The organism is Cupriavidus sp. F041 (genome assembly GCF_057814235.1).
Genome location: NZ_JBVASY010000005.1, coordinates 124094 through 150262 on the forward strand (window position 1 = coordinate 124094; position 26169 = coordinate 150262).

A 26169-nucleotide genomic window follows, 5' to 3' on the forward strand; every position below is an offset into this window, starting at 1 on the left:
AAACAGGCTTCAGGATGCTGGTTCAACCAATTTCGTCATCGCTTTGAGAAGCTTCGCAAACCTGCGTGGGTATCTCCTTCCTTGCAAGCGGTTTTTTGGGCTATGCTGCGGCGCTTCGCGTCATAAAGGTCGAGTCGCTACTGAGCAGCGCCTGGATGACACGCGCGTTCTTGTTGGCCAGCGCGACCGCCGCGCAATTGTGCCCGCGTCGCGCAATCAGTTGCTGCAGCCAGACGCTCTATGGATCGGCTTTTTTCGCTGCGTAGAGCAGGACTGCCCGCGCGCCGTGGATGAGCAACGTCCTCAAGTATGTGTCGCCGCGCCGGCTGATGCCGTGCAGTCGAGGCTTGCCCCCTGAGGAGTACTGGCGTGGTACCAGAGCGAGCCAGGCCGCCAAATGTCGGCCGTTCCTGAATTGCTTCGCGTCGCCGACAGCGGCGACCATGGCTGTGGCGGTGATCGGACCGATGCCGGGCGCTTCCGCGATTTTTTTTGCACAGCGCGGAATGCTTCATGAACGACTGGATCGATGTTTCGATCAGGTGGACGCGCTCCTCGATCGCGTGTAGGTGCTGCAGCAGTTCAGTTAGCAGCGTCTGGCAGAACGACGTCAATTCGTCGGCGCTCTTGCTGAGTAGTTCCGGGATTGCGCGCTTGAACGCCTCTGGTGAGCGCGAGATCGTGAGTCCGCGCTCACCGAGCAGGCCGCGCATCTGGTTGATCATGGCGGTACGGTGGCGTATCAGGATCGCTCGCATGCGGTGCGCAGCCTGGATGTCTTGCTGCTCGACCGATTTGACTGTAACGAAGCGCATGGCAGGCCGACTGGCCGCCTCGTCGATCGCTTCGGCATCGTTGCGGTCATTCTTATTGGTCTTGACGAAGGGTGAAACATACTGTGGACTGATCAGCCGGACCTCAATGCCGATCGACTGGAAGCGTCTTGCCCAGTGGTGCGCTGTGCTGCAGGCTTCCATAACAACCATCCCCGGCTTCAGTGTGCGCACCACCTCCAGGAGCGAGCCACGCGAGACCTTTGCTCGATGCACGGGCCGTCCGCGGCGGTCGGCGCCATGGAGCTGGAATACCTGTTTGGCGAGATCGATGCCGAGGATGTCGACTTCCATGATGAACCTCCACATGTCAGGTTGATGCCGACAGTGTCCCCCGAAGGGAGGCGTCGGGTCCATCTCAGTAAAATATGGCGGCGTGGGCCTAAAAATCATTGCCCATCAAGGAGTTGCAGTATCCATGCTGTTCGCTTTTCCCGTATGCATTTGCGCACTAGGTCGGCTCTACCTTTTAAAAGTGCAGCAAAAAGCACCAACGCAATCCTATGTGGTAGAAGAGCAGATCGAGATAGAAGTCCTCGCTCCCCACTTCGAGATGGACCTGGCGGCCAACATAGGCAAAAACCGGCCCCAAGTTCGAGCAGGAAATGGGTAATGTGGTCGACTGGCGCTGTCTCCAGGTCTCGCTCCGTCGCATCGGCACGCAAGCTCAGGAAGTCGAAGACGTAGGGATCCTTGAGTGTGGCTCGCGCCAAGTCCGACTGCGGCGACGGCAGCTGGGCGGCGAAGTTGTTTGGCGCCTGTGCCGCCCGGTCGACCAGGCGAGTTTCTATTTGCGCCACCAGTACGGCGCGGGACCAGCCGTGCGCGGCCGCTTGCTGTGTGTATCACTGGCGCTGCTCGATCGATTTGAGCTTCTGCAGCAGCGCCTGATTGTGTCCCCAGGGCAATTGTCCAACAAGCTGTTGGACAATTGCTGCATCGGGCCATGCATTCGGCGAATGCGCGCATCGCCATTAGGTTGGAGCGCGAGAGCCCGCTCATCTCGGGAAACGCCTGGCGGCGCGGGGGCCGGCGGCCCCGCGCCCAACGCCGCCGGGTTACTGGCTCAGCCGCGTTACCTTCAACTGTGGGTCCGCCGCAATTGCCTGCTCGCTGAACGGCAACCACACCCATCGCTTGGCGGAGTACTCCGCCATCTGGTCAAAGGCGTGCGGCGACTGCTGATCTACAGACTGGCCGTATACCAGCAGCGCCTCGGCGACCGGCCCTTGCTCGTCAAAGCCTACGGTCTGCACGTAGCTGGTCCCAAAGTAGACCTGCAGACCCTTGTCCGACACCGGGGTGCTTTGCAGTTTGTTGAGCACGCCTTCGTATTCCTCACCGCCGTGCAGGGCGATGCGGCCAGCCGGCGCCGTGGCGGCCTGCACTTGGCCCAGCGGCGCATCTAGCGCAAAGCCCGCAGTGCGCATGGCTTGCACGGCGTCTTTCAGTGCCTTGAAGACCTCGGTGCGCACAGACTCATCGCGCATGCGCAGTCCGCGTGGGGTGTTGACCGGATCGGTGGAGTTGAACTCGATGGCATAGACCTTGGGGATCTTGCTGGCGCGCATCCAGAACTCGCGGAACAGCGGTGCGGCGCGGCTGTCGAGGTTGCTGTGGCGGTCCCACTTGCGCAGCGCCGCGCAGCCGTCGCTCAGGTCGGCGTCTTTGGTGCCGAGGCAGGCATTGAGCAGGTCATCCAGCACGAGTTCGCCTGAGAGGTTGCGGTCGCGGAACAGCACGGCCTGCAGGCCGGGCACGTCAAAGCGGTTACCGGGCAGGCCGTCCTCGCCCGAGAGGCGGCGGCCGATTTCCATCAGGCCAACGCGTGTGCGCAGGCGTTGCGCAACTTCGGTGGGACCCAGCACTGGTGAGAAGCCGGTCAGCCTCTGGCTGGGGTTAGACAGCCACGAGCTGTCATTGCTGTTGGCGACATAGTCATCGCGTACCAGCACGGGCATGGCGTTGGGGGCCACCAGCCCCGGTACTGGCGATGCCGCGTCCACCGTCCAGTTGCAGCTATCCCGCGTGCCGTCCAGCAGGACCATGCCGGTGCCCTGCATCAGCTTGGTGGCCAGCGCGGCGCTGTCGCCGGCCGGCGAGCATTGCTTGAGCATGGCGGCCGATACGTTGGGCGCGACGGATACATCGGCAAACATGGCGCGGCCTTCGCGGTCGGTGGCAATGGTGTTGACCCATGGAATGCCCAGGCGGCCAATGGCGGTGCGGATGCCAGCCACGTCGCGCGCGCGGCCGATATCAAGCCAAGTGTCGACCGAACGCGTGTTGTTGCGGTTGGCGTCGCGCAGCGTGTAGGCTTTTTGCGCGGACCACGGCAGGCCGGCCGATGGCATGGACAGCACCGGGCCGTATTCGGTCATGTAGAAGGTGTGCGAGCGCTGCTCGGTACGGCCGTCGGGCAGTTTTGCCGCATAGCTGACGGTGCGTGGGGTCATCTTGCGCGGCGCGCCGTCCACCAGGTAGGTGGTGGGGTCGCCTTCGGCCAGTTTCAGTTCATACAGCGTGAAGCGGCGCGCGGTGGACACGGTGTGCGTCCAGGCCACGTCCTTGTTAAAGCCGATGCTGATAATGGGGAACGATGCAATGGACGCGCCCATGACGTCCAGCTTGCCCGGTACGGTCAGGTGCGCTTCAAAAAAACGATTGGTGGTGGTCCACGGAAAATGCGGATTTCCCAGCAGCAAGCCGCGCCCGTTCGTGGTGGCTTCCTTGCCAAAGGCCCAGCCGTTGCTCCCAATCGGCGGATCCAGCAGATGCAGGTCGTTGTTGACGGCTTCGAAGTCGATGCTGGCTACGTCCACCGCCCCCGCCTGCTGCGCGGTCTTGGCACTGGCCGCGGCCCTGGGCGGCACAGCGGCGACAATGCCCGCTGCCAGCGCGCCGGCGCTGGCTTGGATGCTCTTCTCCTCGGCCAGGCGGAACATGTCGATGGCGGTAACGGGCCGCACCCAGTCAGCGTTGCGGCAGCCAGCCGGGCGTTGGGCGGGCGGGGTATCGCGCAGGTAGCGGTTGTAGCCGGCGATATAGCCGCGCAGCAGTTCGCGCGCCTCTGGCGAGGCCTGCGCGTAGCCGGCGCGCAGGGCGTCGTCATCGATGATGGCGCGGAAGAATGGGTCGGATTCGCTGTTCTTGATGCGCTTGAATGACACCTCGGTACTTTCGTCGGGGCCAAACACGCGCGAGCGATCGCCGCTGACCGTGACGACCTGGTCGGCCATCAGGCAGACGTTGTCCTGCGCGTATGCGTAGCCCATGCCAAAGGCCAGACTGGCGTAGTCGTTTGCCTTGATATGGGGAATGCCGTAGGCGGTGCGACGGATCTCGGCATTGAGTTCGCTTTCGCTCCAGTTGGCGCTGTCGCTGCCTGCGGTGGCGCAGCCACCCAGGGTGGCGGCCGCCAGCACGGCGCCGCTAAGTGCGGTCGCGCCGCGCACGATGCGTTGCTTCATTGTGTTGTCTCCTCGTTCTTGTGTCTGTGGGCCCATGGAACGTTGCGCGCCAACAGGCGACGCGCCATGGTGCCGCTGACATGGTCGGGCATCGGGGCCGTGACAGGTAGAGCGGATTCCGCCACAATTGGTGGTGTTCCCGCCATCGGGTAGACACCTTCCCAACAACAACCCGCCGCGCCATGCCGGACGTCTATCTGCTGTGCTACCCCTCGGCCGTTGTCTCCGCCCTTTCCACCGCGGTCGACATGCTCGACATTGCCAACACGCTGGCCTCTATGCAAAGCCGGCGGCGCGGCACGGCGGCGCCATTTCGCTGGCGGCTGGCGGTAGCCGAGCCGCAACGCTGGCAGGCGCTGGCCAGCGTGCTGCGCTGCCCGTGCGTGCCGCTGGAAGAACTGGCCGGCGCAGGAAAGGACGCCATGGTGGTGATCGCGCCACCGTTGTTTGACCACATCGCCGGGCTCGAACATGTGCTGTCGCTACTGGACCGCGAACGCGCCGCCATTGCGGCAGTTGCTACGCGGGGGGCGCTGGTGGTGGCGCCGTTCACGGCAGTGGCACTTCTGGTAGCCATGGATTTGCCGGCACAGCGCAAGCTGGCGGTGCCGTGGCTGATTGCCAACTGGATGCAGCTGAGCGAACCCGCGCGACGATTGCAGGCCGACCAGCCAGTGGTCAAGAGCGGCAACCTGCTCAGTTCCCGTGCGCTGGATCGCATGCATGCGCTGTTGCTGCAGGCGGTGGCGCATACCGCCGGTAACGCCCTGGCCCGCACGCTGGGCAACGCCCTGCTGGATCAGCCAGAGCGCGGCGAGACAGTCAACATCTGGCTGAAGACCGGCGACGCACAGCGCCTCAGCGTGGCGCTGCGCGCGCGCCGCTACCTGCAGCAGCATCTGGCCGAGCCCTATGACCTGCCCCGGCTGGCAGCGGTGGCGTCCACCAGCGAACGCACGCTGCTGCGGCATTTCATGAAAACTGTGGGCATGTCGCCGCTGCAGTTCCTGCACCGATTGCGGGCTGAGCGCGCCTGCCACCTGCTGGAAGTCTCCACGCTCAGCCTGACCGCCATTGCCGAACAATGCGGCTACCAGGACATGTCCGCCTTCCGCAACCTAGTGCGCCGCCATACGGGCCAGACGCCGGGCGCGCATCGGCGGGCGCATTCGGTGCGGGCGGAATTGCGGGCGGGCTGAGGGGGACTGTGGTCGTGAGATGGACGGGCGTCATCTAATTTTCATTTGCGTCGAACCTATATTTCTAATGTCGTTGAAATAGGGGCGTTTGACAAAAGGGAAATTAAAGTACGCTAGGCGAATGTCAAGGCCAAGTTCAGATGCCCGGTCGGCATTACAACTTTGCCGCTACAAGCAAAATTCGCCGCATAAAGGTTATGTTAAATAAACGCAACGGGCTGCAAGCCAATATTGGCGCGGCTTTCCAGGATTTCCCTCGTTATCGCGTGATGCAGCTGCGCTAGCGTGCCGAAACGCTGTGTGATTAGCGCTGACACCCCGGTGTCACAAGGCCGTAGCGATCAATTTTGTGCGCTTCACTTCAACAGCCAATACCATCCGCCAGCACCACCGCCGAAGCAGACCAGCGTCAACCCCTTTCCCCGTAAATCGGCGAAGCCCCCAAAAAAGCTCGCTTCAGCGTGCAGGCAACCGCGGGCAAGTGACCGGCGCCCGCTGAAATGCGGGAGCCCCGGCTCAGCCTGCCTCAACACGGTTGCGCCCATCAGCCTTGGCGCGATACAGCGCCGAATCGGCACGCGCCAGCAATTCGTCAAGGGTCGCTTCCCCGGCCTCGATGCTGGCCAACCCCAGGCTTGCCGTGCAGGCGGGCTGCCCCGCGATGGCCGATTGCTGCTCCACTGCCTGCCGCACGCGCTCGGCCATGGCAAGCGCGGCCTCCATGCCGGTATGCGGCAGCAGCACGACAAACTCTTCGCCGCCAAAACGGCCGAAATAGTCCGTGTAGCGCAGCGCCCGGCCCACGGTTTGTGCGAAATGAGCCAGCACGCGGTCACCCACCAGGTGTCCGTGCTGGTCATTGATGCGCTTGAAGTGGTCGATATCCATCAGCAGCAACGACAGTGGCTGGCCGCTGCCGCGCCGGTTCTTCAGTTCACTACTACCTGCGTGCAGCACAGCCCGGCGGTTCAGTACGCCTGTCAGGTCATCGCGCTGCGCCAGGTACTCGAACTCCGCGCGCAACCGCTCGCTCACGGTCAGCAGCAGGCCAAGGCAGACGAACAGCGACGCGAAGCAATACGCTGCAATGTACGTGGTCTGAATAGCCGAAGGGGAAAACCGCGGGGTATTGACAGCATCCTGGAAAAGCGTCGTCGCTGCCCGCATCAGCAGGACCAGCCCCTGGAAAGCGAGGACAACCGCCATGAAGCGCGGCGCAAAACCCCGGCCGTGCTGCCAGGTCATCCGCGCATGGGTCAGGCATATTGCCGCCAGCACCGTGGTAAGCAGCAACACGCGGATCCGGTAGTCGGGATGGACCAGCAGGAACCAGGTGATGCCAGCCAGGCAGCCAATGCCCAGGGCGAGCCAGCATTTCCAGGTGCAGGGCACCCCGTAGAAGCGCTGGCTGCCGAAGTAGAACAGTGAGCAGCCCGAAAGCAGCAGCGCGTTACCGCCGAGCGCGACGAGCACGGCCGGCCACTGCCCATCCATCGCATAGAAGGCGGTGGAAAGCGCGCAAAGCAGCGGTGCCAGGGCCCAGGGCAGCAGCCCTTTGATGGAGGCAGGATAGGCGCGGCGAAAGGCCAGCAGGATGATGCCCAGGGCGATATTGATCATCCCCGTCATCGCCGACATGGAGCGCAGGTCCAGGTTTAGCATTGGTCAGCCGTAGAGATGTAGGCTTGACCGTGGCCGGTGACCGGTCGGGATAGTGTAGGAAATGCGGTCATGTGAGTGTGCTCAATCAAGCTGGCATTGCATCCTGCAAGGCTAGCCGTGGCACGTGGAGATCGGCAATCCCCCGCAGGGGAAGTGAATTGGGGAAACTACGGGCGCAAGACCTTCCTGCGCCCGCGCGAGGCAAGGCGAAGCATACGCGATTTGGCTCGGGAGCAGTACGCCGGGCAGCGCTCAGCCAGCAAAGACCGCCATGCACTCCACGTCGACCCGCGCCCCCAGCGCCAGGTCATTGGCACCGAGCGCGCTGCGCGCCGGATAGGGTGGCTCGAGGAAGCCTTTGTGGACCGCGTTGAACTCCTGCCACTCGCCAATATCGGAGGACCGCTCCAAAGCGGCGGCTTACTAGGCGGCAATGCGGTGGTTGTCTGCTCTGGCGATGGAGGGATACCATCGTTCAACGTGCGATCGGAGCTGGTCATTGAGCACGGCCGTCCGGATTTGTAGCAGTGCGTGCGCGTGCCGCGGCCGCCAGGCCATCTGTTGGCGTTTGACAAAGCGCTTGCTGATCACCTGGTTGACGGCCGACTCGACAAAGCCCGATGCAATGGGCTCCCCGTGGCGATACCGGCTGCGGCGCCGCGCTACTCAGCTTCGCTCCACTTCGGGGAAACCGGGACGGTTTGCGGTGACGGCGGTCCGGTCGTGCGATATAACCGGCAATTATGTCTAAACTCATGCGTTGTGTGGGCAAGCTAGAAGGACTGTCTTCAACACATTCCAAAAGGAAAACATCAGATCATCGGCGCGAAATGCAATGACATTAGGAAGGCCGGCGAGACGCCCGGAAGTCCGCGATGTAACGGATCGCCTGCTCGCATTGTTCGAGCGACAGCGCATGGATGCTCGGGGTATCGACTTCCAAGCCTAACGATGCAATCACCCATTTCATTGCTTTGCCGCGGGCCTCGAAGGCATTCACACCATCGCGCCGCATTTTCGCGGTTACCAGCGGCTCGAGCGCATCGTGCAGGCGGCTTTTTGCGTCGCGCAACGCCGCGTTGGCCAATCGCCCAAGGGGCACCTGGCGCCTGCTACGTGCCCGAACCCCTACCCATGCCCCGCACGGCGAGCAGATCCACACAGGACCATGGTCTTCGAGATAGGGATACGCTTCATCGTCTGCACGAGCGAGAAGCGCCTTGGCGCCGCAGTAGTCGCAACTGGGCTGAGGAGGTGCGGGGACGGGGCGGCCAACACGCATTTAGTGACGTTCAGGGACGGGACAAGGGACGCAAGCGATTCTACGGTACGGGGACAAAGGCAAGCCGCATTGACGAGGATCGTCAGCGCGACCGTGTCGTCGCATCCTTCGGTCCGCGACAGTCGAAATTGCTGCTATGCCAGTCTGCCGATTGGGTGGTGCATCGTTCTGTCCCTCCTAGCTTGCTTGAGCACCGTCGTCGGAGACGCGGGCGAGAGGGACTGGTCTTGCCGGTACAGCGCGTTGGCCGCGACGTCGACACGAGGAACCGCCCGGCCCTTCGAGGTACGCCCCGGTCAAGAAGGTGTGCTCGGACTGAATGCTTGCCGTGCGATCAATTCTTGCCGCGCCTGCTTTCTGCATGCACTCTGGCGCGAACATAGAAACGCTCGAGTGACCAAATCATTGCCTTCCAGGTGCCGATAACCTGACGCGACACGGCGAGGAGTTGCAGGCAAGGCGGCGTATTGGCATGCGGATTCACGATGATGCGTCACTCCGCAAGAATTCGCATAAGGGTTTATACTTACGTTCGTCTCCTCCCTTTCTCCTAAGGGATTCATGCCCGCTCTCTCAGCGGGCTTTCTTTTGCCTGCGATCGGCGCGACCCCAAGCCCAGCGCGGATCGTCGCCTATCCGTCCGCTCGCGCGACGCCAAGCGGCAATTCTGCTAGTGTAGTGTTGCACTCTTGAATGAACGTATAATATTCGCATGCCTCCAAGGTTCCACTATGAGGCAGAGTGGAGAGAGTGAATGCGAGTTGCCCCTGAGATTGTGCTGACCGACGAAGAGCGCGCCGAATTGACGAGACTGGTTCGTTCGAAGCTGACCAGTGTGAGGCTGGTACAGCGTGCTGCTTGCGGCTGAGGGGATGCAGAGCAAGGACATTGCCGCGCAACTGAGCGTGGGCCGGGTGCAGGTCTCGCGCTGGCGCGAGCGCTATGCCCAATCGCGGCTGGCGGGCATTGAGCGCGACCGTCCACGTGGCGCGCCGCCGGTCAAGGTGGACGTCTCTCGCCTCGTGACGCTGACCACCCAGAGCCAGCCCGAAGCGGCCACGCACTGGAGCACGCGCAAGATGGCCGCCGAGTTGGGCGTGAGCGCCAGCACCGTCATGCGCCATTGGCACGCCCACGGGTTGAAGCCGCACATCGTGCGCGGCTTCAAGGTCTCGCGCGATCCGAAGTTCGTCGAGAAGCTTGAAGACATCGTGGGCCTCTACATGTCGCCACCCGAGCACGCGCTTGTGCTGTGCTGCGATGAGAAGAGCCAGGTGCAGGCGCTGGATCGCACACAGCCCGGGCTGCCGCTGAAGAATGGGCGCGCGGCCACCATGACTCACGACTACAAGCGCAACGGCACGACCACGCTGTTTGCCGCGCTCAACGTGCTCGATGGCCAGGTCATCGCCCAGTGCCAGCAGCGCCACCGCCATACCGAGTGGTTGAAGTTCCTGCGCAAGATCGACCGCGAGACGCCCAAGGACAAAACGCTGCATCTGATCGCCGACAACTACGCCACGCACAAGCATCCTGCGGTGCAGGACTGGCTGGCCAAGCATCCGCGATTCAACATGCACTTCACGCCCACCTCGGCATCATGGCTGAACATGGTCGAGCGGTTCTTTCGCGACATCACAACCGAGCGACTTCGCCGCGGCGTATTCACCAGCGTGCCGGAACTGGTCGCCGCCATTAACGAGTACATCGCTCACCACAACACCAACCCCAAGCCGTTCATCTGGACCAAGAGCGCTCGCGACATCCTGCAGAAGGTCATTCGCGCCAACCGCCGCTTAAGTTCCAAACAGAATGCAACACTACACTAGCAACTGGCGCGCAAGCGCCGCCTCGGCCTTGACCCGCTCGGCCGCCTGCCGCTGCGCCGCCGCTAGTTCGGTCTGCATCGGCCTGCGTCGCGCATTGAACTACCGCTTTGCGCTTAGGTCACCCTTCGCACGATTCATGTGCTTGCTTCGACCCGGCCATGCTCACGATGCGTGGCGGGCTTCGGCGCGCAACGTGGCCAGCTCGTCGGTGGTGCCTTTGCTGGCGGCTGGCCAGATCGTCTTGATCGCCTCGGCCGCGGCGTGCTGCAGGGATTCCACCTGCTCGTGCCGGCCGGAGCGGCCCATGGTCGCACCCTGGCAAGCCTGCAGCCCCCCCCAGAGTGGCAAGAGCTGGGATGGGCAGCCGATTCAGATTGGTGGGACCGCAGGGAACGGAAGTCTTCGCAAAAGTGATGAGCACGAGCGCACCCATGAGGTCCGACATGGCACGCAAGGCAATCACTGTCGCGCGGCGCCGGGGCCCGGATCAGCCGGGAGCCGCCCCGCGATCCTCGGGCGCGCAGGCCAATCTACGCGAGCGCCTCTTCAACGGTTCGGGCTGCTTTCGCGATCATCTCGCGCAGCCACGCGTGACCCACGTCGTGCTCGTCGCGGCCATGCCAGACCGCACGCATGGTTTCAGTTCCAGCTTGGTACGGCGGATGTCGGCGAACTAGGTCTCCGCTCTTTGTAAGAGCCATGGCCAGGGACGCGGGCACAATGGACAGCATGTGCGTATCACGAAGCAGCGCTGGAATGGCGAGCGCGTGCGGGACGGTGACTCTCAGCCGCGGCACCTCCTTCGATTCAAGGAGCGCTTCCTCCAACGCACGCCGGTCGAACATCTCCGACTGGCGCGCGAGGCCCCGCTCAACGATGAACCCCCCTACCGCGCCTTCCTCCTGCCCGCCGACGGATAGGGTGACAAGCGGATACTTCGTCAGGTCGAGAAGCGTGAGCTTCCGGCGGGCAGCGGGATGTCCCTTGCGCATCAAGATGGATTCTCCTTGGGACATCAGCGTTCGTGAGTTCAGGCGGGGTGGAACCTGGGAAAAGATGCCAATGGCAAGGTCGATGCGTCCCAGGTCGATCTGCTCGGCCAAGTCCAGCCGCGTGGACGGCCGGATGACGAGGTCCACGCCCGGGGCGGCCTTTTGTAGTTCGCGGGACAAAGGTGCAACGATCACTTCAGTGACGTGATCGTTCGCCGCGATAACGAATCGCCGTCGAGATTTGTCGGGACAAAACGGCTCCACGCCGAGGGCGTTCTCGATGCGGCGCAGCGAGTCAAGCAGGGTCGGCGCCATCGCCGTTGCACGGCCGGTCGGCACCATGCCCTTCCCCATGCGCATGAAAAGCTCGTCGCCGACAAGCTCGCGCAGCCTGCGGAGCGCATGGCTAACCGCCGATTGCGTGAGATTGAGGCGCTTGCCCGCCAGTATCAGATTGCGTTCCTCGTAGACGGCCTCGAACACCCTCAAGAGGTTCAGGTCCGTGCGGCCGATGCTCATGATGTCGCTCCATCAATTGAATAGCATGCATTATGCAATTGCAAAGACATCAATTCCATTCAAGTCATGGTTCGCGCATCATGAGTCCAGCCATTTGACAGGAGACGACACCATGACGGCAGAAACACGCATCCACGATCGAGAAGCGCTGATCGAGCGCTGTATTCCCTTCCTTGAAGAAGTGAAGGACCTGACCACTAGCACCGCGGTCGAGCGCTGGTTGAACGAGAAGTATGGGCCTGACAGCGAGCTCTACCAGACCCTGTCTCGCTCGGTAAGGAAGGGCGTGGAGGATGGCTGGGCAGCTAACGTTGAGATCGAGGGCCCAACTTACCGCCGCAGCCGCATCGCGGAGCCCTCCAAGCGCACGCTTCACTTCAGCATCACAGCTGTGTACATGGATAGCACCGGCAACAAGCAAGGCCACCCTGGCCATCGACTCCGCGGGCAATACCACGGTCATCCCTATGGCGAGTTCAATATGGTCGTTCCGATAGATGCCGGCGCCGCCCTGAATGGGCCTAATGGCTGGTGTTCCAAAGGCTGGACCGCCCCGGCGCCGGGGAGTCACCACTATCCGGAAGTGAAGGGTGGCACCGTTATCGCGCTGTTCTTCCTGCCCGCCGGTCGGATTTCCTACCACAACGTGCCGCAGGAGTAGTCCATGGTGCAGACAGCAATTGAATGGTCCCAGGAGGCCGTCGCGCGATGCGTCGCCACCGTCGTAAAGTCCCGCCGCGCGGTTCGCGCCTTCAGGCCTGAACCGCTTCGTCGCGAACTCATAGAAGAGATCCTGGAGGAGGCAGCGACCGCCCCGAGCGGGGCCAACATCCAGCCCTGGCGGGTGTATGTGGTCAGCGGCGCGGTCAAGGATGAATTGGCCAACGTCCTAGTCGCTGCCTCCCGCGCCGGGGCCGCACCCGCACCCGCCCACTTCCCTGAGCCGTTGCCGGACGTGTTCCGCGCGAGACTGACTGACTTCGGCGCGCGCTACTACTCTTCGCTCGGGATCGATCGCAACGACACCCCGGCGCGCACGCGCCAGACCGAGCAGAACTTCTCATTCTTTGGCGCGCCGGTGGGTCTCATCTTCAGCATCGATCGCAGATTGAAGCCGCACAGCTGGATCGACATCGGCCTTTTCGCGCAGAACCTGATGATTGCCGCGAAAGCGCGTGGCATCGACACATGCCCGCAAGTGTCCTTTGCGCCGTTCCATGACCTGATCGCGTCGCATCTGCACATGTCACCGGAGGAAGTGACCGCCTTCGGTATGTCTATGGGATACGGAGACCCGGAAGCCAAGGTGAATCAAACAAGGATGCCACGGGAGCGCGTGCAAGACTTCGCGCGACTCTTCGGGTTTCCGACCTGACCCTCCCGCCGATCCCATGCAATCAGCACCGAAGCGGCAGACGATGAAGGTACTTGGATTGCAGGCAGCTGTGCGAATGCAGCTACAACCTCCTGGCGCTTCGGGCCGTCCAGTACGCATTCCGGCGGCGGCCCCAGGCGACAGCGATCAGGGAAAAGCCGCCCAGCGACGCCAGCAGCTCTTCGGCGCTGGGACGGATACCGGAAGCCGATCAGCCCAGCGGCAAAGGTAAAGTCCGCCAGGACTTCGAACATCCGTAGGCCGAACCACTGGCACCAGGCATGTACGCCGCGGATCTGGTCGTAGATTCCCAACTTGAAAAGGACCGTGCCGTCTAGGTCGAGGATTCGGACATCGGCCTGCAGAGTAAACATGGCGATCCGCCCGTCCCGCGCGACGTCGCGCGGAACATAGAAGGTACCCGGTTGCGTCATGTCGTTGGTGCAAAAGCCGGATTCCCACAAGGCGGTGGTCAGATCTTGGGCGGCCTACATCCAGTAGATCAGGTAGCGCCCATCCGCCCGGCCAACACCGCTGGCTGGCCGAACCGGTAGGTGCGCGGTACGTAGAGCGGAATTGCCGCGGCCGGGTGCCGGACCGCACGAAAGACGCGTGTGCGAATCGTGGCACCTTTGTCGAGCCACGAATCGCCGGTGGCCAGCGCCATCACATGCGCCTTCGAGACCATGGGGACAACGCCAAAGCCGAAGGTGGCGAGCGTCTTGGTCGGATCCAGGCGTGACGAGCGCTCGGCGAAGTCCGGCCACAACCGGCCGATCGCGTTGGCAGGCGCAATTCGTTTAGCATCAGTGCCATACGGCCAGCATCGTAAGCAGGGGCGTTCATGCGAGCACCTCCTCGTCGAGCAACGTGTCATAAATTGCGGCGGATGGCATCTCGACTAACACCTGATCAATGTCGCATTGCTCGGGCCATCGCTGTGTGCTGGCCGGCCCTTGATCATCTGTTCGAGGTTCTGTACCCGCATGGCGATGTGAAACCAATCGAGGATGCACTCACCGCGATCACCAAAGCCGAACTGGGCAGACCGTACGGTATCCCCGCCGTCCGAGAGAAAGGTAACCGGTTGATCCGGCTGCACACGTTCTCGCAGGAGGAAATTCAACATCCGATCGGCCGGCCGATGCTCCAGGTTGTGCACGTAGGCAGAGCTGTGGCAGGCATCCTGATCCCCAGTTGGGGCAGTATGGGAGTTTGTGGCGACCAGTTTAGGCAGGGAGCCAGGCAATCCTTTGCGTCAGGCGAGTATTTCTTTTGCGTGACGATCGTTTTGTCGCGCGGCCCCGGCAAATCTGCATGCAGCGCCCATAGAATCCGGGCTTTCTGGCAAGGCATGGGGCTATGAGCGCGATTCTTTCGGGGCATTGTTCGCCAGTCGAGGCGCTGCGGCGCCATATTGAGCGAAAGGTCTGGTCGGTGACGCGCACGTCCACGGGCCATCCGATCGATCTCTCGACGCCCCATGGCGACCCCGGCCTGTTCGGCCCCACCTCCATCTCCTGGAAGGTGCACGACGATTTTCCGGCGATGCTGGTCGGCGGCATCCGCGCGCTGATTCTCCAGGCGCTGCATCCGCTTGCCCTGGCGGGCGTGCTTGAGCACTCCATCTACCGACAGGACATGCGCGGCCGCCTTGCGCGCACGGCGCAGTTCGTAGCCGGCACCACATACGGTGGCAGCCGCGATGCGAACGGACTAATCGGCCATGTAAACCGCATTCACCAGCGGATTTCCGGTGTCAGTTCCGACGGCCGCCCTTACTCCGCCACCGATCCCGCCCTGCTGAGGTGGGTGCATGTGGCCGAGGTGTCGAGCTTTCTGGATGCCTACCTGCGTTATGTGAATCCGAAGCTGGCGCTAGGGAAATGCTGATCAATTCAGCCACAAGTCATCCGACGGAAAGTGTGGCGCGTTGAAGGGTGAGGCATGGGAAACAAAGACGAGCATGAAACAAACGAGCTTTGCAGATGTTGAGTTCGCGAAGAAGAAGCGCGTGACACGGCGCGAGAAGTTTCTCGGAGAGATGGATCGGATCGTGCCGTGGGCACGGTGGACGGCGTTGATCGAGCCGCTGTATCCGACGAGCGGCCGTGTTGGGCGGCAGCCGATTGGCGTGGAGAGGATGTTGCGGATGTACTGTCTGCAACAGTGGTTCAGTCTTAGTGATGAGGCCGTGGAGGACGCGCTCTACGACAGCCAGGCGTTGCGTCAATTCGTGGGGGTGGATCTGTCGCAAGAGTCGGCGCCGGATGCGACCACGCTGCTCAAGTTTCGCCGGCTGCTCGAGAAGCACGCGTTGACTGCCGCGATGTTCGACGAGGTCAAGGCGGTGCTCAGTGAACGCGGGCTGCTGATGCGAGAAGGCACGATGGTGGATGCGACGCTGCTCGCGGCACCGAGCTCGACCAAGAATAAAGACAAGTCGCGTGATCCGGAGATGCACCAGACGAAGAAGGGAAACGAGTGGCATTTTGGAATGAAGGCGCACATCGGTGCCGACGCGGACTCAGGACTGGTGCACAGCTTGCACACGACGGCGGCGAACGAAAGCGATATCGCTCACACCCATCACCTGCTGCATGGCGAGGAAAGCCAAGTGCATCTTGATGCGGGTTACACGGGTGTGGAGCGCAGGGATGAGATCAAACAAGCCCAAGGGCAAGGGACGATCCGCGCTGACATAAACTGGAACGTAGCGGCAAAGCGCAGCAAGATTGAAAAGATGCCGGCAGGTCGGTGGAAGGACCTGACGAAGGCAGTGGAACGCAAGAAGGCCCAGATTCGGGCGCGGGTGGAACATCCCTTTCACGTGGTGAAGAACTTGTTTGGCCACAAGAAGACCCGCTACAAGGGCTTGGCCAAGAACAAGGCACAGATGTTCAGCCTGTTTGGCCTGGCAAATCTGGTGATCGCCAAAAAGTCGTTACTGGCGTTTCAGGGGGGCAATCCGTCTTGATTACGCAAATCGGGCCCGAAAGGGCGCGAGATGGGGGGCATGCGGCTCGAAAACGGCCTCAGACCCCTCCCGTCTTCCGCATGGTGAAAATCAGACGCCAAACAGCCGCCGACCTCCAGCGCGACTGTTATTGATCAGCAATTCCTTAGAAGGTCGTTAACTGACGGGGCTTAGCAGGTTAGTGGTTGTAAACCCGAGGGTGAAGGGCGTTTACTCTTGATTTTTGGACGAATCAAGATGGAGACGCGCTTGGCCCTCGTGACTTGCCTGAAGGATGTGCCGGATCCCCGCCGTGGCAACCGCACGCAATACGACCTGACGGAGATGCTGGTGGTGGCAATTTGCGCGCTGCTCTCGGGCGCCGAAGGCGTGACCGAGATTGCCCAGTGGGGACGAGCGAAGCTGGCGTGGCTACGTGAGTTCATCGTGCTGCCGCATGGCGTGCCGTCGCACGATACCTTTGGACGGGTATTACGATTGCTGGATCCCAGCATGTTCGAGCAGTGCTTTCGGGCCTGGGTCGGTCAAGTGGTGGGCAAGCTGGATCAGACGGTCGTAGCACTGGACGGCAAGACACTGCGCGGCAGTCAGGACGGGGAGAATCGCGCGCTGCATCTGGTCTCGGCCTATGCCAGCGCCTACGGGCTGACACTGGGCGCGGTGGCGGTGGACAGGAAATCGAACGAGATCACTGCGCTGCCGGAATTGCTCAAGGTGCTGGACGTACACGGGGCGATTGTCTCGATCGATGCGATGGGCTGCCAGCAAGCGATCGCTCGGCAGCTCAGAGCTCAGGGCGGGGACTATCTGCTCGGGCTGAAGGCCAACCAAGGGGCGTTGCTTGAGGAGGTTGAGTATTTCTTTCGCGTCGCACGCGCCGAGAACTGGCATGCAGTGCCGTATGGCTATCATGAGACGGTCGAGAGAGACCACGGGCGCATTGAGACGCGCCGGGTATGGTGCGTGAGCGCGCTGGACTGGCTGCCGCAGCGGGCGGACTGGCAGGACTTGCGCCAGGTGATCCTGGTGGAATCGCAGCGGTGCGTCGGCGCGAAGACCAGCACCGAACTGCGCTACTACCTGAGTTCGTCGGCCGGCGGCCCAGAGCGGCTGGGCCAAGCCATCCGAAGCCATTGGACGATCGAATCCCAATTGCATTGGTCGCTGGACGTGACGCTGGGCGAGGATGCGTGCCAAGTGCGCAAGGACAACGCCGCCATGAATCTGGCGATCCTGCGCCGCTTCGTGCTTAACCTGCTCAAGCTCGATGCCACCCCCAAGCTGTCGGTCCGCGCCAAGCTCAAGCAAGCCGCCTGGGACGACGACTTCCGCCGCGACGTGCTCGGCATGCGGCGGGTGCCCTAATGCGATTGCCCTGGATTGAGCCCCCGGGCCTACTCGACCAGGATCGACAATCCATTGGGGTTTAACACCCACCCCTTTCAAGGTGATGAAAATTAGGGTACCCTCCGGCTTCATCAAATCGGAATCAGAGGCAATGACGTGGCACTGGACGCAGTGGTGGAACGCTTTTTTAAGCACAGCCCGATCACAGTGATGGCGCGCCTGGCGTTGCAACCGGCGTTGGCGCCAGCTTGGATCGACGATTTGTTCGAAGAGGCGCGCGAAACTCAGTACACGCGCGAGTTGTAGTTCTCGACAACCGTGGAGATCATGTCGCTGGTTGCCGGTATCGATCACCGCGCTATATGACAAGATCAGCCGGACAGAGCCTGGGCTGGTTCGCGCCTTGGTGCAAGGCAGCGCACAGCGGTCGTGAAGGAGAGTGTGCAAAAGATGGGGAGGCCGATTTCGTCAGGCCAGGGTTGCATGATCTATTCGGTTCGTTGGTCGGTGCCGGCTTGGCGATGCTGCCCCGATGCATTTGCCGTGACGCAAGGCGGCTATCTCGAGCGCCGAGATGCGGCGGGGCGAGAATTCCCCGTTCAAAACCGCGATACGCGAAAACTGGTATCGCGCAACGAAGATCCCATCCCATTTCGCAAAACTGAACTGCGCATAGACGCGACCGAAGCTAGTATTGAGCTCGAAACTCTCTCTCGTCGCCCGGCAACGCTGCACCCATCCCTCATGAGCAAGATATTCGCCTACGAACTTCATGAACCGCCTCGCCTGCGCGCGAAGCATCTCGGCGCGCATGGCGTTTTTCCTGGCGGCGTCTCTCTGCTCTCTTGTGGCTTCCATGTCCGCCCCCGATGGGGAAGTGACGAGCAGTCTCCGACGGACTGGCAGCCTCTGCAATAACCCTCTATGGGGATCTCGATCCCCCATAGAGGTGTTCTGGCGCACCAATAAATACTGAAATCCCACAAGAGGAATCGCGCCGAGAATGCAGGGAAAATCGTCTTCAGCGGTGCACATAGGGAGCGCTGCATGACTGAGGTGTTGAGGATCGGATCGCTATATCCGCTAGGGAAAGGCTGAATGTGCGACACGTGCTGCTGCCCATAGCGTGTGGAACGCCAAGTAGTAAGGGCCACCCCTTTCAAGGTGACGAGAAATAGGGCAGGCTCCGTGTTTTCGAACCGAAAACGGAGTCAGTGGCGTGGTACTGGACGCAGTGGTGGAACGCTTTATCGAACACAGCCCGATCAGCGTGATGGCGCGCCTGGGGTTGCAACGCGCGCTGGATCCAGCCTGGATCGACGAGTTGTTCGAGCAAGAGCGTGAAACGCAGTACACGCGGGAGTTACTGTTCTCGACCACGGTGGAAATCATGTCGCTGGTGGCCGTGGGGCTGCGCCCGTCGGTGCATGCAGCGGCCAAGGCCAGTCCGGTGCTGCCGGTATCCATTACCGCGCTGTATGACAAGATCAGCCGGACCGAGCCGGGACTGGTTCGTGCCCTGGTGCAAGGCAGCGCGCGGCGGCTGGGGCCGGTCGTGCAACCGATGTTGCGCAAGCAGCCGCACTCCGTGGACGGTTATCGCCTGCGCATCGTGGATGGCAGCCATTTGCCGGCGAGCGAAAAGCGCCTCAAGCCATTGCGTGAGTTTCGGGGCGCGGCCTTGCCGGGGCAATCATTGGTGGTCTATGACCCGGATACGGCGATGATCGTTGATCTGGTGCCCTGTGAAGATGCGCATGCCCAGGAGCGAGCCATCATGGGAACCCTGCTCGAATCGGCCCAGCCAGGCGAGTTGTGGATCGCCGATCGCAACTTCAGCACCCGGGCGATCCTTGCCGGCTGGCAGCGGCGCGGCAGCGCCTTCATCGTGCGGGAACACGGCCGTAATCCGGGCCCGAGCGAGCTGGAGCCGGTACGCGAAATGGGCCGGGTGGAGACCGGGCTCGTGTACGAGCAGGCGGTGAGCATCCCGGATGAATCGGACGCCCCTCTGGTGTTGCGGCGCATCGAGTTGCATCTGGATGGCGCTACCGAGGACGGTGACACCGTCATCCGCCTGCTGACCAATGTCCCCGCCACCCACCTGACAGCCGAGGCCGTGGCCAGGCGCTACCGGCAACGCTGGAGCATCGAGAATCTGTTTCAGCGACTCGAGTCCGTGCTCAATAGCGAGATCCGGTCGTTGAGTCAGCCGCGTGCGGCGCTGCTGGCCTTCGGCGTGGCGGCGCTCGCGTATAACGTGCTGAGCGTGATTGCGACGGCGGTGAGAATCCGCCATGAACTGGATAGCAGCGACATCGAGCTTTCGCCGTATTACCTCGCCAGCGAAATCCGGGCGACGTATGCCGGCATGATGATCGCGGTGCCGGCCGAGGTGTGGCATGTCTATGACGTCCTCACCCCGGCCCAACTCGCCCGCACGCTGCTCAAAATCGCGACGCACGTTGATCCCCGCGCGATGCGCAAACATGCGCGGGGACCGAAAACGCCCAAGAAGAAAGGCTATGTTGCCGGCTGCGTGGCACGACGGCATGTTTCTACGGCCCGTGTCATCAAGGCTGGACGTGTCGTTTGATCACCTTGAAAGGGGTGGTAGTAAGGGCAGCAAAGCTCGTTGTCTTGTCGCATCCCAAGCGCCGAAGGAGGCAGCGTGAATCTAATCGTAGGTTTCCCAGAAGAGACCTCGCGCGAGGTCTCGCTCGAATTCGACTGTCCAGGACGTGCCGCTCCCGGCCGTGTAGGCCTGGCGGGCACCAGTAAGATTTGCAGCCACGGCCACCCGACGAGTACTGTGGCTTACGCCTTCCTTGTGAGGGCCGCCCTCATCAAAGGCGACCGTGAATTCTTCGCGGTTCCGGCCATGCTTCTTGCATGCCGACTCGAAGTCCTTTTGCTCGTGCAGCGGTAGTTCTTCGAAGACCTTCTGACCCATGATATCTCCCGGCAACTCTTACTCTGGAACCCCAAAGATGACGTTCACCGCGGCCCTGCCCGCGACCTCCGCGACGAGATGCGCCCAGCGACGGGAGAATGCCCACCATGGACCTTGATTCGCTTGCCAAATGCCGCCACGCCAGACGGCTTCACGGACCTTCGATTTGGAACAAGACATCGAACATGTCCTCAGCGGCGCTGACCAAGTCAACGCTGCTCGCGAACCCGCGATATTCGGTAAAGCGATTCATGAGGCTCTACTCATTTCTGAGATCCATCCCAAGGCCGCCCGCCAACTCACAGTCAATGACACCGGCTGCATATGCGAAAAGCCATGCTTCCGCTTCCTCGGCCGTCTTGGGTGGCTGAATCCAGTCCGGCGTAAATCGAACTCCGACACTCTGATCCGGACCCGAAATCTGCACCCGGCCAAAGTGTTCGCCAGCATTGACGCCATCGGGCATGACAAGCCGAACCTTGAACCCCTTGTACGACTGTTCTCTTTCGTGCATGCGAATCTCCAAGCAAATGAGATGAGCCTAACACCAACATCAGGCGTGAAGTTGACCCGAGTCAAGACAAATCAAAGCCAGTTTGTGCTCGCTGCGGTACAACAGATCACCAATTTGCCCCGCCGGGTCCGGCGGATTAAAAAATGAGGTGAGCACGCCTCTTCTCGCATGATCTCTCGACGCAAGACTCCTGACGGCCAGCCCTTCCCGTTCTACTGCCGAGAGGGTAAATCCAAGGCCAGCTACGGCGACAAACTGCCCAGCGGGAAATGGGCATTCCGGCTGTCCGCGCATTGTCGACACGAGTCACGCCCCAGTCTGGAGGCAGGAAGTCGAGCTGACTTTGCATGAGGGCCGATTGCTGGTTGGGCTCAAGCGCGCGCAGCTTCCGGTTGCGCAGGACCTACAGTTATCGATATATTTTCTGGCACCGCGATTCCACCGACGAGGTACGCCCATGACCGTCTACGTCGCACAACAATCGGACCAATGCGGTTGAACGCATCAATTCTCGGATGAAGGGCACGGTAGACCTCGACTACGAGACCGCCTGGGAAGATGCGTTCGAGCTTGGAAGGCTCGGGCAGCAATATGGCGTCGTCGTGCAGTTCCGAACCATTGAGCATGTCGCTGTGCGCTCTCCGGAAGCCCTGGTACGTGGATTACGAGCACCGAAACTCACATTCAGGCAGCGGCACCTATATTGCATGTTCGATTTGACCGCGCTGCCGGAGGTCTGCCTGTGCGAACTGGAAGCGCGTGCCATTGAGCATGGAGACTACATTCTGGCGGGCCACCTGCTGAAGGACTCTACGCTCACCTGGGAGTAATTAGAGAGCCCCGCCGGGCCGACAACCCGCGAAACTGCGTAGCCTTCAGGCGCCCATCAGGCTTCGGAAGACCTTGGTCCGGCATCAATGGGGTTTTAAAGCTCGCACGCACTGCAAATCACCACCTCAGCAACAATAATGCGGCACTCTCGGCACGCCTATTCATCTTCCTGCGATGGATAATCGAATCTACCTACGAACAATCCCTACGCGCTAAAGCGCGAGGACAAACGTAGGATACGGGGACGAGCTTGGCAATGAAGGAGTGCCTCATGCGCCCCCGCTACGCAACTGAAAATGATTTCCCCGAGGTGGAGGCGCTCATGCGTGCTTGTGCACTACCCATCGAGGGCGTGCGCGCACATATCGAACGGTACATTGTGGCCCGGGACAACGCGGGCCTTCTTGGATGTGCCGGTATCGAGCAATATGGCTCAGTCGGTCTCCTGCGAGGGTTAGCCGTTGCCTCAGCGTGCGCGGTCTGCTGGCCTTGGAGAGCTTCTGATTTCCACCATCATCGCTGATGTCCGGCAACGCGGTGTCGAGTCGATTGTAATTGCAAACAACGTCCGCTTCTGCCTACTTCGCGCGCCTCGGGTTCGCGCCAATCACCACATCAGAAGTGCCTCGTGCCTTGCTCCCATTGACGGAATTTCCCGCTAGGCAATACGGCTGAAGGTATCGTGATGCAAACTGCCTTATAGGGAGTGCAAAACACGATGTAGACCAGCTTCCCAGCTTGTACCGAGAATTGCTTAACCTAGTCTCCTAATCTGAGGGATATTGGCGGACCATCCTGTATTCGCGATGGCCACTGCGCTCGTCGTCGCGCTCATCGTCGTCGTGCTAGTCCGTGTGCCAACAACTACGCCCCTATTCAGCGCCGGCTGCTGCACGATTGTCCATGGCGTCGAACCACCCTGCACCGACTACCCGCCGGAAACGTGGCCGGACTACGCCGCTCCGATTATCCAGGCAAATCAGGATGGCACCCACCAAGGACTGATCGCTACCTTCGGCATGATCCCGAAATCCCGCATTCCGCCCGACGGAAAGAAGTTTGATATGTCCAATGCGCGATCGGAGACCATTCGCGAAAAGCGATCATTCGTAAGCGCGATTTTCTCCGCACGTAGCGTTGACGCCCCGAAAGGCGCAGGATTGTGCCCACGATTTTTTTCGTGGGCACAATTCATGGACGATAGCGATTTTGACTTCCTGCCGCTGCGAGTGACCAATGTCGGCGCCAACGGGAAACGCAGCTACGACAGGCAGGGCAAGCGAAGATTGATCGAGGCTTGCCTTGAACCCGGCGTATCGGTTGCCAGCATGGCGATCCGAGCCCGGGTGAACACGAACCAATTGTGGCGCTGGGTCAAGCAGTACAAAGCAGAAAGACAAGGTGGTATTGACATGGATAGCGCCGTCGAAGGCGCGCCATCGGCCTTCGTTCCGGTAGTAGAGGTTCGCGGCGTACCTCCTCAAGCCCAGCGGTCACGGCCGGCATCGCCGGAATCGACATCTGTTCCCGTGCCGCAATCTTCATCTTCGCCACAATTGGCACGCCTGTCGGCACGGCTGCCAAACGGCGTAACCATCGAGCTCGAATGCACACCGAAAGATGGGACGCTCGTGAAGGCGATGATCGCGGCGCTGGGGGACACCTGATGTTCCGCCTCGACGCTGACCTGCGGGTCTATCTGCACCGCGAGCCTATCGACTTCCGGGCCGGCCTGAACAGTCTGGTGACGTTGGTCGAGCAGTCGATGCAACTCGATCCGTTCGCCCGGGCCGTCTTCGCGTTCCATAACCGCGGCCGCAATCGGGTCAAGCTTCTGCTCTATGACCGCTCCGGATTCTGGCTCCTGATGAAGCGTTTGGAAGCAGACCACTTCGCCTGGCCACGCCGCCAGCAGGCGGTGATGGAACTCACCACCGAGCAACTGCACTGGCTGCTTGAAGGTATCGACATCGAAGCCGTTCGCCGACACCCTTCGCGGCGCTACCGGCACGCGAGCTGAGTCAGCGTGAGGGAGGCCAGGGTGCGGGCTCTGGCCATAGGCTTCGCGAGGCGGCTGCTCGCCAGGGGATTGGCCGATACCATTGATATGGATTCGACGTAAACCTGTTGGCGATGCGATTGCACTATCGTGAATGGCATGCCTGCACATGACCTCATCCCTGATCTGCCGCCTGACGTCCAGGCCTATATCCGAGAACTCGAGAAGAAGAATCTGGATCTCGAGTCGCTAGCCCAGCAACTCTCGCAGCGTATCGAGCAGCTCGAAGAGCAGTTCCGCCTCGCGCAGCTCAAACGCTACGCGCCGAGCAGCGAGAAGCTCAAGGATCGGGTGTTTGACGAAGCCGAGCAGATCGCCGCGACAGAACCTGCTGGCGACGATCCCGATGACGCGTTCACGCTGCCCGATACGGGACTTCCGGAAGTCGATGAGTCTGCACACCGCAAGCGGGGACGCAAGCCGCTGCCGGCGTCGTTGCCGCGCCAGCGCATCGAGTACGACCTGCCCGAGGAACAGAAAATCTGTCCATGCTGCCAGAGCCCGCTGCATCGCATGGGCGAGGAGACGAGCGAGCAGTTGCACATCGAGGTAAAGGCCTCGGTGTTGCAGCACGTACGGTTCAAATACGCGTGCCGCCATTGCGAGCGCAACGCGGAGCGCACGCCGATCGTGGTCGCGCCGATGCCAGTACAACCGCTGCCAGGTAGCAACGCGAGTCCGGCGATGATCGCGACGGTGACGACCGGCAAGTACGTGGATGGCACGCCGCTATACCGGATGGAAGACGCGCTGGCCCGTGCGGGCATTCCGGCGGGCCGCGGCACGCTGGCGAACTGGATCATCAGGCCTGCCGAACTGCACTACAGCCGGTTGTACGAGGCGATGCGCCAGACGCTGCTGTCGCAGCCGCTGATCCACGGCGACGAGACGACGGTGCAAGTGCTCAAGGAAGAAGGCAAGACCGCGCAGAGCAAGAGTTACATGTGGCTCTACAGAAGCGCACAGGACTGCGAACAGCCTGTGGTGCTGTTCGACTACCAGCCGGGGCGTGGTCAGCAATATCCGCAGGCGTTTCTCGCCGGCTACGAAGGCATGCTGATGACCGACGGCTACAGCGCCTGGCGCACGCTCAAAGCCGTCACGCACTTCGGGTGTCTTGCACATTCGAGACGACTGTTCGTCGACGCGCACAAGGGCCAGAAGAAGCCCGGCGGTCGCGCACAGCAGGCGCTCGAGTACTTCAAGGCGCTGTATCAGGTCGAGACACTTGCTCGCAGAGAACTGCCAGAGGGCGAGACACGGGCCGGCTACACCTACCGACTGCGGCAGGAACACAGCGTACCGCTACTGGAGGCGCTCAGGAAATGGCTGGACGAACTGGCACCGCAGGTTCTGCCTGAAAGTCTGCTGGGCAAGGCGATCAGCTACACGCGCAATCAGTGGGAATACCTCAGCCGCTATGTTATCGATGGGCGTGCACCCCTCGATAACAACGTGATAGAGCGCGACGTGAGACCCTTTGCAACCGCGCGAAAGGCATGGCTCTTTGCAGACACGGTTGCCGGTGCGAAGGCGAGCGCGACGATCTACAGCCTGATGCTCACGTGCCGCGCCTGCAACGTCGAGCCGTATGCGTATCTGCTTCACGTTCTCACCGAGCTGCCGCAGCGTGCGGCGGACGCCGACATCAGCGACCTGCTGCCGTTCAACTACGCCAGCCAGCAGAGCGCAATGACGAACCCCGGTTGATGACATGACAGGGCGCCGGCACTGCCCCGGCGCGCGATTCCTGGTACCTCCATCGGACATTGCCGATCCTGCTCGAGCGTCGCAATAGGGCCGAGCCCGCCTGTTCGCCGAGAACGACTCTCAATACAGTGTGCTGAATTGCGCGGTTACGGTTGTACGAGGCGATGCGCCAGACGCTGCTGTCGCAGCCGCTGATCCACGGCGACGAGACGACGGTGCAAGTGCTCAAGGAAGAAGGCAAGACCGCGCAGAGCAAGAGTTACATGTGGCTCTACAGAAGCGCACAGGACTGCGAACAGCCTGTGGTGCTGTTCGACTACCAGCCGGGGCGTGGTCAGCAATATCCGCAGGCGTTTCTCGCCGGCTACGAAGGCATGCTGATGACCGACGGCTACAGCGCCTGGCGCACGCTCAAAGCCGTCACGCACTTCGGGTGTCTTGCACATTCGAGACGACTGTTCGTCGACGCGCACAAGGGCCAGAAGAAGCCCGGCGGTCGCGCACAGCAGGCGCTCGAGTACTTCAAGGCGCTGTATCAGGTCGAGACACTTGCTCGCAGAGAACTGCCAGAGGGCGAGACACGGGCCGGCTACACCTACCGACTGCGGCAGGAACAC

At 61.6% G+C, this 26169-nt stretch carries 21 protein-coding genes and 8 pseudogenes; 15 read left to right on the forward strand and 14 right to left on the reverse strand.

The window, feature by feature from the left end:
- Positions 1–100: 100 nt before the first annotated feature.
- The 4 genes and pseudogenes from ACZY0R_RS43390 to ACZY0R_RS43405 all read right to left on the reverse strand — a co-directional run bounded on the left by ACZY0R_RS43390 (position 101) and on the right by ACZY0R_RS43405 (position 4303).
- Positions 101–1127: pseudogene (locus tag ACZY0R_RS43390) on the reverse strand (IS110 family RNA-guided transposase).
- A gap of 175 nt (positions 1128–1302) precedes the next feature.
- Complete coding sequence (locus ACZY0R_RS43395; protein ID WP_488868051.1) at positions 1303–1488, reverse strand: PDDEXK nuclease domain-containing protein; 186 nt, start codon at positions 1486–1488, stop codon at positions 1303–1305.
- Positions 1466–1633, reverse strand: a pseudogene (locus ACZY0R_RS43400) (PDDEXK nuclease domain-containing protein); the annotation flags it as partial. The pseudogene ACZY0R_RS43400 and the gene ACZY0R_RS43395, both read right to left, overlap by 23 nt.
- 258 nt (positions 1634–1891) lie before the next feature.
- On the reverse strand, positions 1892–4303 hold the full coding sequence (locus ACZY0R_RS43405; RefSeq protein ID WP_488868008.1) for an acylase: 2412 nt from the start codon (positions 4301–4303) through the stop codon (positions 1892–1894).
- A 182-nt stretch (positions 4304–4485) separates the two neighbouring features.
- Between ACZY0R_RS43405 and ACZY0R_RS43410 the strand changes: the two genes are divergently transcribed.
- Positions 4486–5502: a GlxA family transcriptional regulator gene (locus ACZY0R_RS43410; RefSeq protein ID WP_488868010.1), complete on the forward strand. Its 1017-nt coding sequence runs from the start codon at positions 4486–4488 to the stop codon at positions 5500–5502.
- Between the two features lie 516 nt (positions 5503–6018).
- Here ACZY0R_RS43410 and ACZY0R_RS43415 read toward each other — a convergent pair.
- The 4 genes and pseudogenes from ACZY0R_RS43415 to ACZY0R_RS43430 all read right to left on the reverse strand — a co-directional run bounded on the left by ACZY0R_RS43415 (position 6019) and on the right by ACZY0R_RS43430 (position 8446).
- Positions 6019–7164, reverse strand: a complete 1146-nt coding sequence (locus ACZY0R_RS43415; protein WP_488868012.1) for a GGDEF domain-containing protein — start codon at positions 7162–7164, stop codon at positions 6019–6021.
- Between the two features lie 252 nt (positions 7165–7416).
- The gene (locus ACZY0R_RS43420) at positions 7417–7575 is read right to left on the reverse strand and encodes a RidA family protein (protein ID WP_488868013.1); all 159 of its coding nucleotides are present in this window, start codon (positions 7573–7575) and stop codon (positions 7417–7419) included.
- A 12-nt stretch (positions 7576–7587) separates the two neighbouring features.
- A pseudogene (locus ACZY0R_RS43425) lies at positions 7588–7812 on the reverse strand (ISKra4-like element ISBte1 family transposase); the annotation flags it as partial.
- Positions 7813–8005: 193 nt separating this feature from the next.
- A complete protein-coding gene (locus tag ACZY0R_RS43430) occupies positions 8006–8446 on the reverse strand; it encodes a zinc-finger-containing protein (RefSeq protein WP_488868015.1) in 441 nt (146 codons plus the stop codon).
- A gap of 754 nt (positions 8447–9200) precedes the next feature.
- On the opposite strand from ACZY0R_RS43430, the pseudogene ACZY0R_RS43435 reads away from it, so the two are divergent.
- Positions 9201–10275: pseudogene (locus ACZY0R_RS43435) on the forward strand (IS630 family transposase).
- Between the two features lie 162 nt (positions 10276–10437).
- Here the strand turns inward: ACZY0R_RS43435 and ACZY0R_RS43440 are convergent.
- Entirely contained in the window at positions 10438–10623 is a 186-nt protein-coding gene (locus ACZY0R_RS43440; protein WP_488868017.1) for a hypothetical protein, read from the reverse strand.
- A 182-nt stretch (positions 10624–10805) separates the two neighbouring features.
- On the reverse strand, positions 10806–11786 hold the full coding sequence (locus ACZY0R_RS43445; RefSeq protein WP_488868019.1) for a LysR family transcriptional regulator: 981 nt from the start codon (positions 11784–11786) through the stop codon (positions 10806–10808).
- Positions 11787–11898: 112 nt separating this feature from the next.
- Between ACZY0R_RS43445 and ACZY0R_RS43450 the strand changes: the two genes are divergently transcribed.
- Together ACZY0R_RS43450 and ACZY0R_RS43455 are read left to right on the forward strand one after the other, a co-directional pair.
- Positions 11899–12447, forward strand: a complete 549-nt coding sequence (locus ACZY0R_RS43450) for a 4-hydroxylaminobenzoate lyase (RefSeq protein WP_488868021.1) — start codon at positions 11899–11901, stop codon at positions 12445–12447.
- 3 nt (positions 12448–12450) lie between these two features.
- Positions 12451–13161: a nitroreductase gene (locus tag ACZY0R_RS43455; protein WP_488868023.1), complete on the forward strand. Its 711-nt coding sequence runs from the start codon at positions 12451–12453 to the stop codon at positions 13159–13161.
- 619 nt (positions 13162–13780) lie between these two features.
- Here ACZY0R_RS43455 and ACZY0R_RS43460 read toward each other — a convergent pair.
- A pseudogene (locus tag ACZY0R_RS43460) lies at positions 13781–14007 on the reverse strand (IS21-like element helper ATPase IstB); the annotation flags it as partial.
- A gap of 64 nt (positions 14008–14071) precedes the next feature.
- Positions 14072–14353 (reverse strand): annotated as a pseudogene (locus ACZY0R_RS43465) (ISKra4-like element ISBte1 family transposase); the annotation flags it as partial.
- A gap of 170 nt (positions 14354–14523) precedes the next feature.
- Between ACZY0R_RS43465 and ACZY0R_RS43470 the strand changes: the two are divergent.
- The 4 genes and pseudogenes from ACZY0R_RS43470 to ACZY0R_RS43485 form a co-directional block, all read left to right on the forward strand.
- Positions 14524–15054 carry an oxygenase MpaB family protein gene (locus tag ACZY0R_RS43470; protein WP_488868025.1) on the forward strand — a complete coding sequence of 177 codons (531 nt, stop codon included), beginning with the start codon at positions 14524–14526 and terminating at the stop codon, positions 15052–15054.
- Between the two features lie 73 nt (positions 15055–15127).
- Positions 15128–16138 (forward strand): IS5 family transposase, encoded by a 1011-nt coding sequence (locus ACZY0R_RS43475; protein WP_488857598.1) that lies wholly within the window; start codon positions 15128–15130, stop codon positions 16136–16138.
- A 258-nt stretch (positions 16139–16396) separates the two neighbouring features.
- Positions 16397–17503, forward strand: a complete 1107-nt coding sequence (locus ACZY0R_RS43480) for an ISAs1 family transposase (RefSeq protein WP_488868053.1) — start codon at positions 16397–16399, stop codon at positions 17501–17503.
- A 192-nt stretch (positions 17504–17695) separates the two neighbouring features.
- Positions 17696–17912 (forward strand): annotated as a pseudogene (locus ACZY0R_RS43485) (IS4 family transposase); the annotation flags it as partial.
- 41 nt (positions 17913–17953) lie between these two features.
- On the opposite strand, the gene ACZY0R_RS43490 reads toward ACZY0R_RS43485, so the two are convergent.
- Entirely contained in the window at positions 17954–18298 is a 345-nt protein-coding gene (locus ACZY0R_RS43490; RefSeq protein WP_488868027.1) for a hypothetical protein, read from the reverse strand.
- 460 nt (positions 18299–18758) lie between these two features.
- Here ACZY0R_RS43490 and ACZY0R_RS43495 point away from each other — a divergent pair, with 460 nt between their 5' ends.
- Positions 18759–20081, forward strand: coding sequence for an IS4 family transposase (locus tag ACZY0R_RS43495; protein WP_488859529.1), 1323 nt, complete (start codon positions 18759–18761; stop codon positions 20079–20081).
- 81 nt (positions 20082–20162) lie between these two features.
- Here ACZY0R_RS43495 and ACZY0R_RS43500 read toward each other — a convergent pair whose 3' ends face one another.
- On the reverse strand, positions 20163–20438 hold the full coding sequence (locus ACZY0R_RS43500; protein ID WP_488868029.1) for a hypothetical protein: 276 nt from the start codon (positions 20436–20438) through the stop codon (positions 20163–20165).
- A gap of 166 nt (positions 20439–20604) precedes the next feature.
- Here ACZY0R_RS43500 and ACZY0R_RS43505 point away from each other — a divergent pair, with 166 nt between their 5' ends.
- The 6 genes and pseudogenes from ACZY0R_RS43505 to ACZY0R_RS43530 all read left to right on the forward strand — a co-directional run.
- Complete coding sequence (locus tag ACZY0R_RS43505; RefSeq protein ID WP_488868031.1) at positions 20605–21099, forward strand: hypothetical protein; 495 nt, start codon at positions 20605–20607, stop codon at positions 21097–21099.
- 368 nt (positions 21100–21467) lie between these two features.
- Entirely contained in the window at positions 21468–21782 is a 315-nt protein-coding gene (locus ACZY0R_RS43510; RefSeq protein ID WP_488868033.1) for a PHA-granule associated protein 4, read from the forward strand.
- Between the two features lie 807 nt (positions 21783–22589).
- Positions 22590–23450 carry an IS66-like element accessory protein TnpA gene (tnpA, locus tag ACZY0R_RS43515; protein ID WP_488868035.1) on the forward strand — a complete coding sequence of 287 codons (861 nt, stop codon included), beginning with the start codon at positions 22590–22592 and terminating at the stop codon, positions 23448–23450.
- Positions 23450–23803 (forward strand): IS66 family insertion sequence element accessory protein TnpB, encoded by a 354-nt coding sequence (gene tnpB / locus ACZY0R_RS43520; RefSeq protein ID WP_488856668.1) that lies wholly within the window; start codon positions 23450–23452, stop codon positions 23801–23803. The genes tnpA and tnpB overlap by 1 nt, the downstream gene beginning before the upstream one ends.
- A 138-nt stretch (positions 23804–23941) precedes the next feature.
- Positions 23942–25552 (forward strand): IS66 family transposase, encoded by a 1611-nt coding sequence (tnpC, locus tag ACZY0R_RS43525; RefSeq protein ID WP_488856669.1) that lies wholly within the window; start codon positions 23942–23944, stop codon positions 25550–25552.
- 149 nt (positions 25553–25701) lie between these two features.
- Positions 25702–26169: pseudogene (locus tag ACZY0R_RS43530) on the forward strand (IS66 family transposase); the annotation flags it as partial.

Coding starts and splice junctions, on each gene's coding strand:
- ACZY0R_RS43490 (WP_488868027.1), bottom strand. CDS start 18,298: ATGCGCGCCGAGATGCTTCGCGCGCAGGCGAGGCGGTTCATGAAGTTC.
- ACZY0R_RS43415 (WP_488868012.1), bottom strand. CDS start 7,164: ATGCTAAACCTGGACCTGCGCTCCATGTCGGCGATGACGGGGATGATC.
- ACZY0R_RS43455 (WP_488868023.1), top strand. CDS start 12,451: ATGGTGCAGACAGCAATTGAATGGTCCCAGGAGGCCGTCGCGCGATGC.
- ACZY0R_RS43395 (WP_488868051.1), bottom strand. CDS start 1,488: ATGCGACGGAGCGAGACCTGGAGACAGCGCCAGTCGACCACATTACCC.
- ACZY0R_RS43510 (WP_488868033.1), top strand. CDS start 21,468: ATGAAGGGCACGGTAGACCTCGACTACGAGACCGCCTGGGAAGATGCG.
- tnpC (WP_488856669.1), top strand. CDS start 23,942: ATGCCTGCACATGACCTCATCCCTGATCTGCCGCCTGACGTCCAGGCC.
- ACZY0R_RS43495 (WP_488859529.1), top strand. CDS start 18,759: ATGGCGCGCCTGGGGTTGCAACGCGCGCTGGATCCAGCCTGGATCGAC.
- tnpA (WP_488868035.1), top strand. CDS start 22,590: ATGGCCACTGCGCTCGTCGTCGCGCTCATCGTCGTCGTGCTAGTCCGT.
- tnpB (WP_488856668.1), top strand. CDS start 23,450: ATGTTCCGCCTCGACGCTGACCTGCGGGTCTATCTGCACCGCGAGCCT.
- ACZY0R_RS43450 (WP_488868021.1), top strand. CDS start 11,899: ATGACGGCAGAAACACGCATCCACGATCGAGAAGCGCTGATCGAGCGC.
- ACZY0R_RS43405 (WP_488868008.1), bottom strand. CDS start 4,303: ATGAAGCAACGCATCGTGCGCGGCGCGACCGCACTTAGCGGCGCCGTG.
- ACZY0R_RS43475 (WP_488857598.1), top strand. CDS start 15,128: ATGAAACAAACGAGCTTTGCAGATGTTGAGTTCGCGAAGAAGAAGCGC.
- ACZY0R_RS43410 (WP_488868010.1), top strand. CDS start 4,486: ATGCCGGACGTCTATCTGCTGTGCTACCCCTCGGCCGTTGTCTCCGCC.
- ACZY0R_RS43445 (WP_488868019.1), bottom strand. CDS start 11,786: ATGAGCATCGGCCGCACGGACCTGAACCTCTTGAGGGTGTTCGAGGCC.
- ACZY0R_RS43500 (WP_488868029.1), bottom strand. CDS start 20,438: ATGGGTCAGAAGGTCTTCGAAGAACTACCGCTGCACGAGCAAAAGGAC.
- ACZY0R_RS43430 (WP_488868015.1), bottom strand. CDS start 8,446: ATGCGTGTTGGCCGCCCCGTCCCCGCACCTCCTCAGCCCAGTTGCGAC.
- ACZY0R_RS43470 (WP_488868025.1), top strand. CDS start 14,524: ATGAGCGCGATTCTTTCGGGGCATTGTTCGCCAGTCGAGGCGCTGCGG.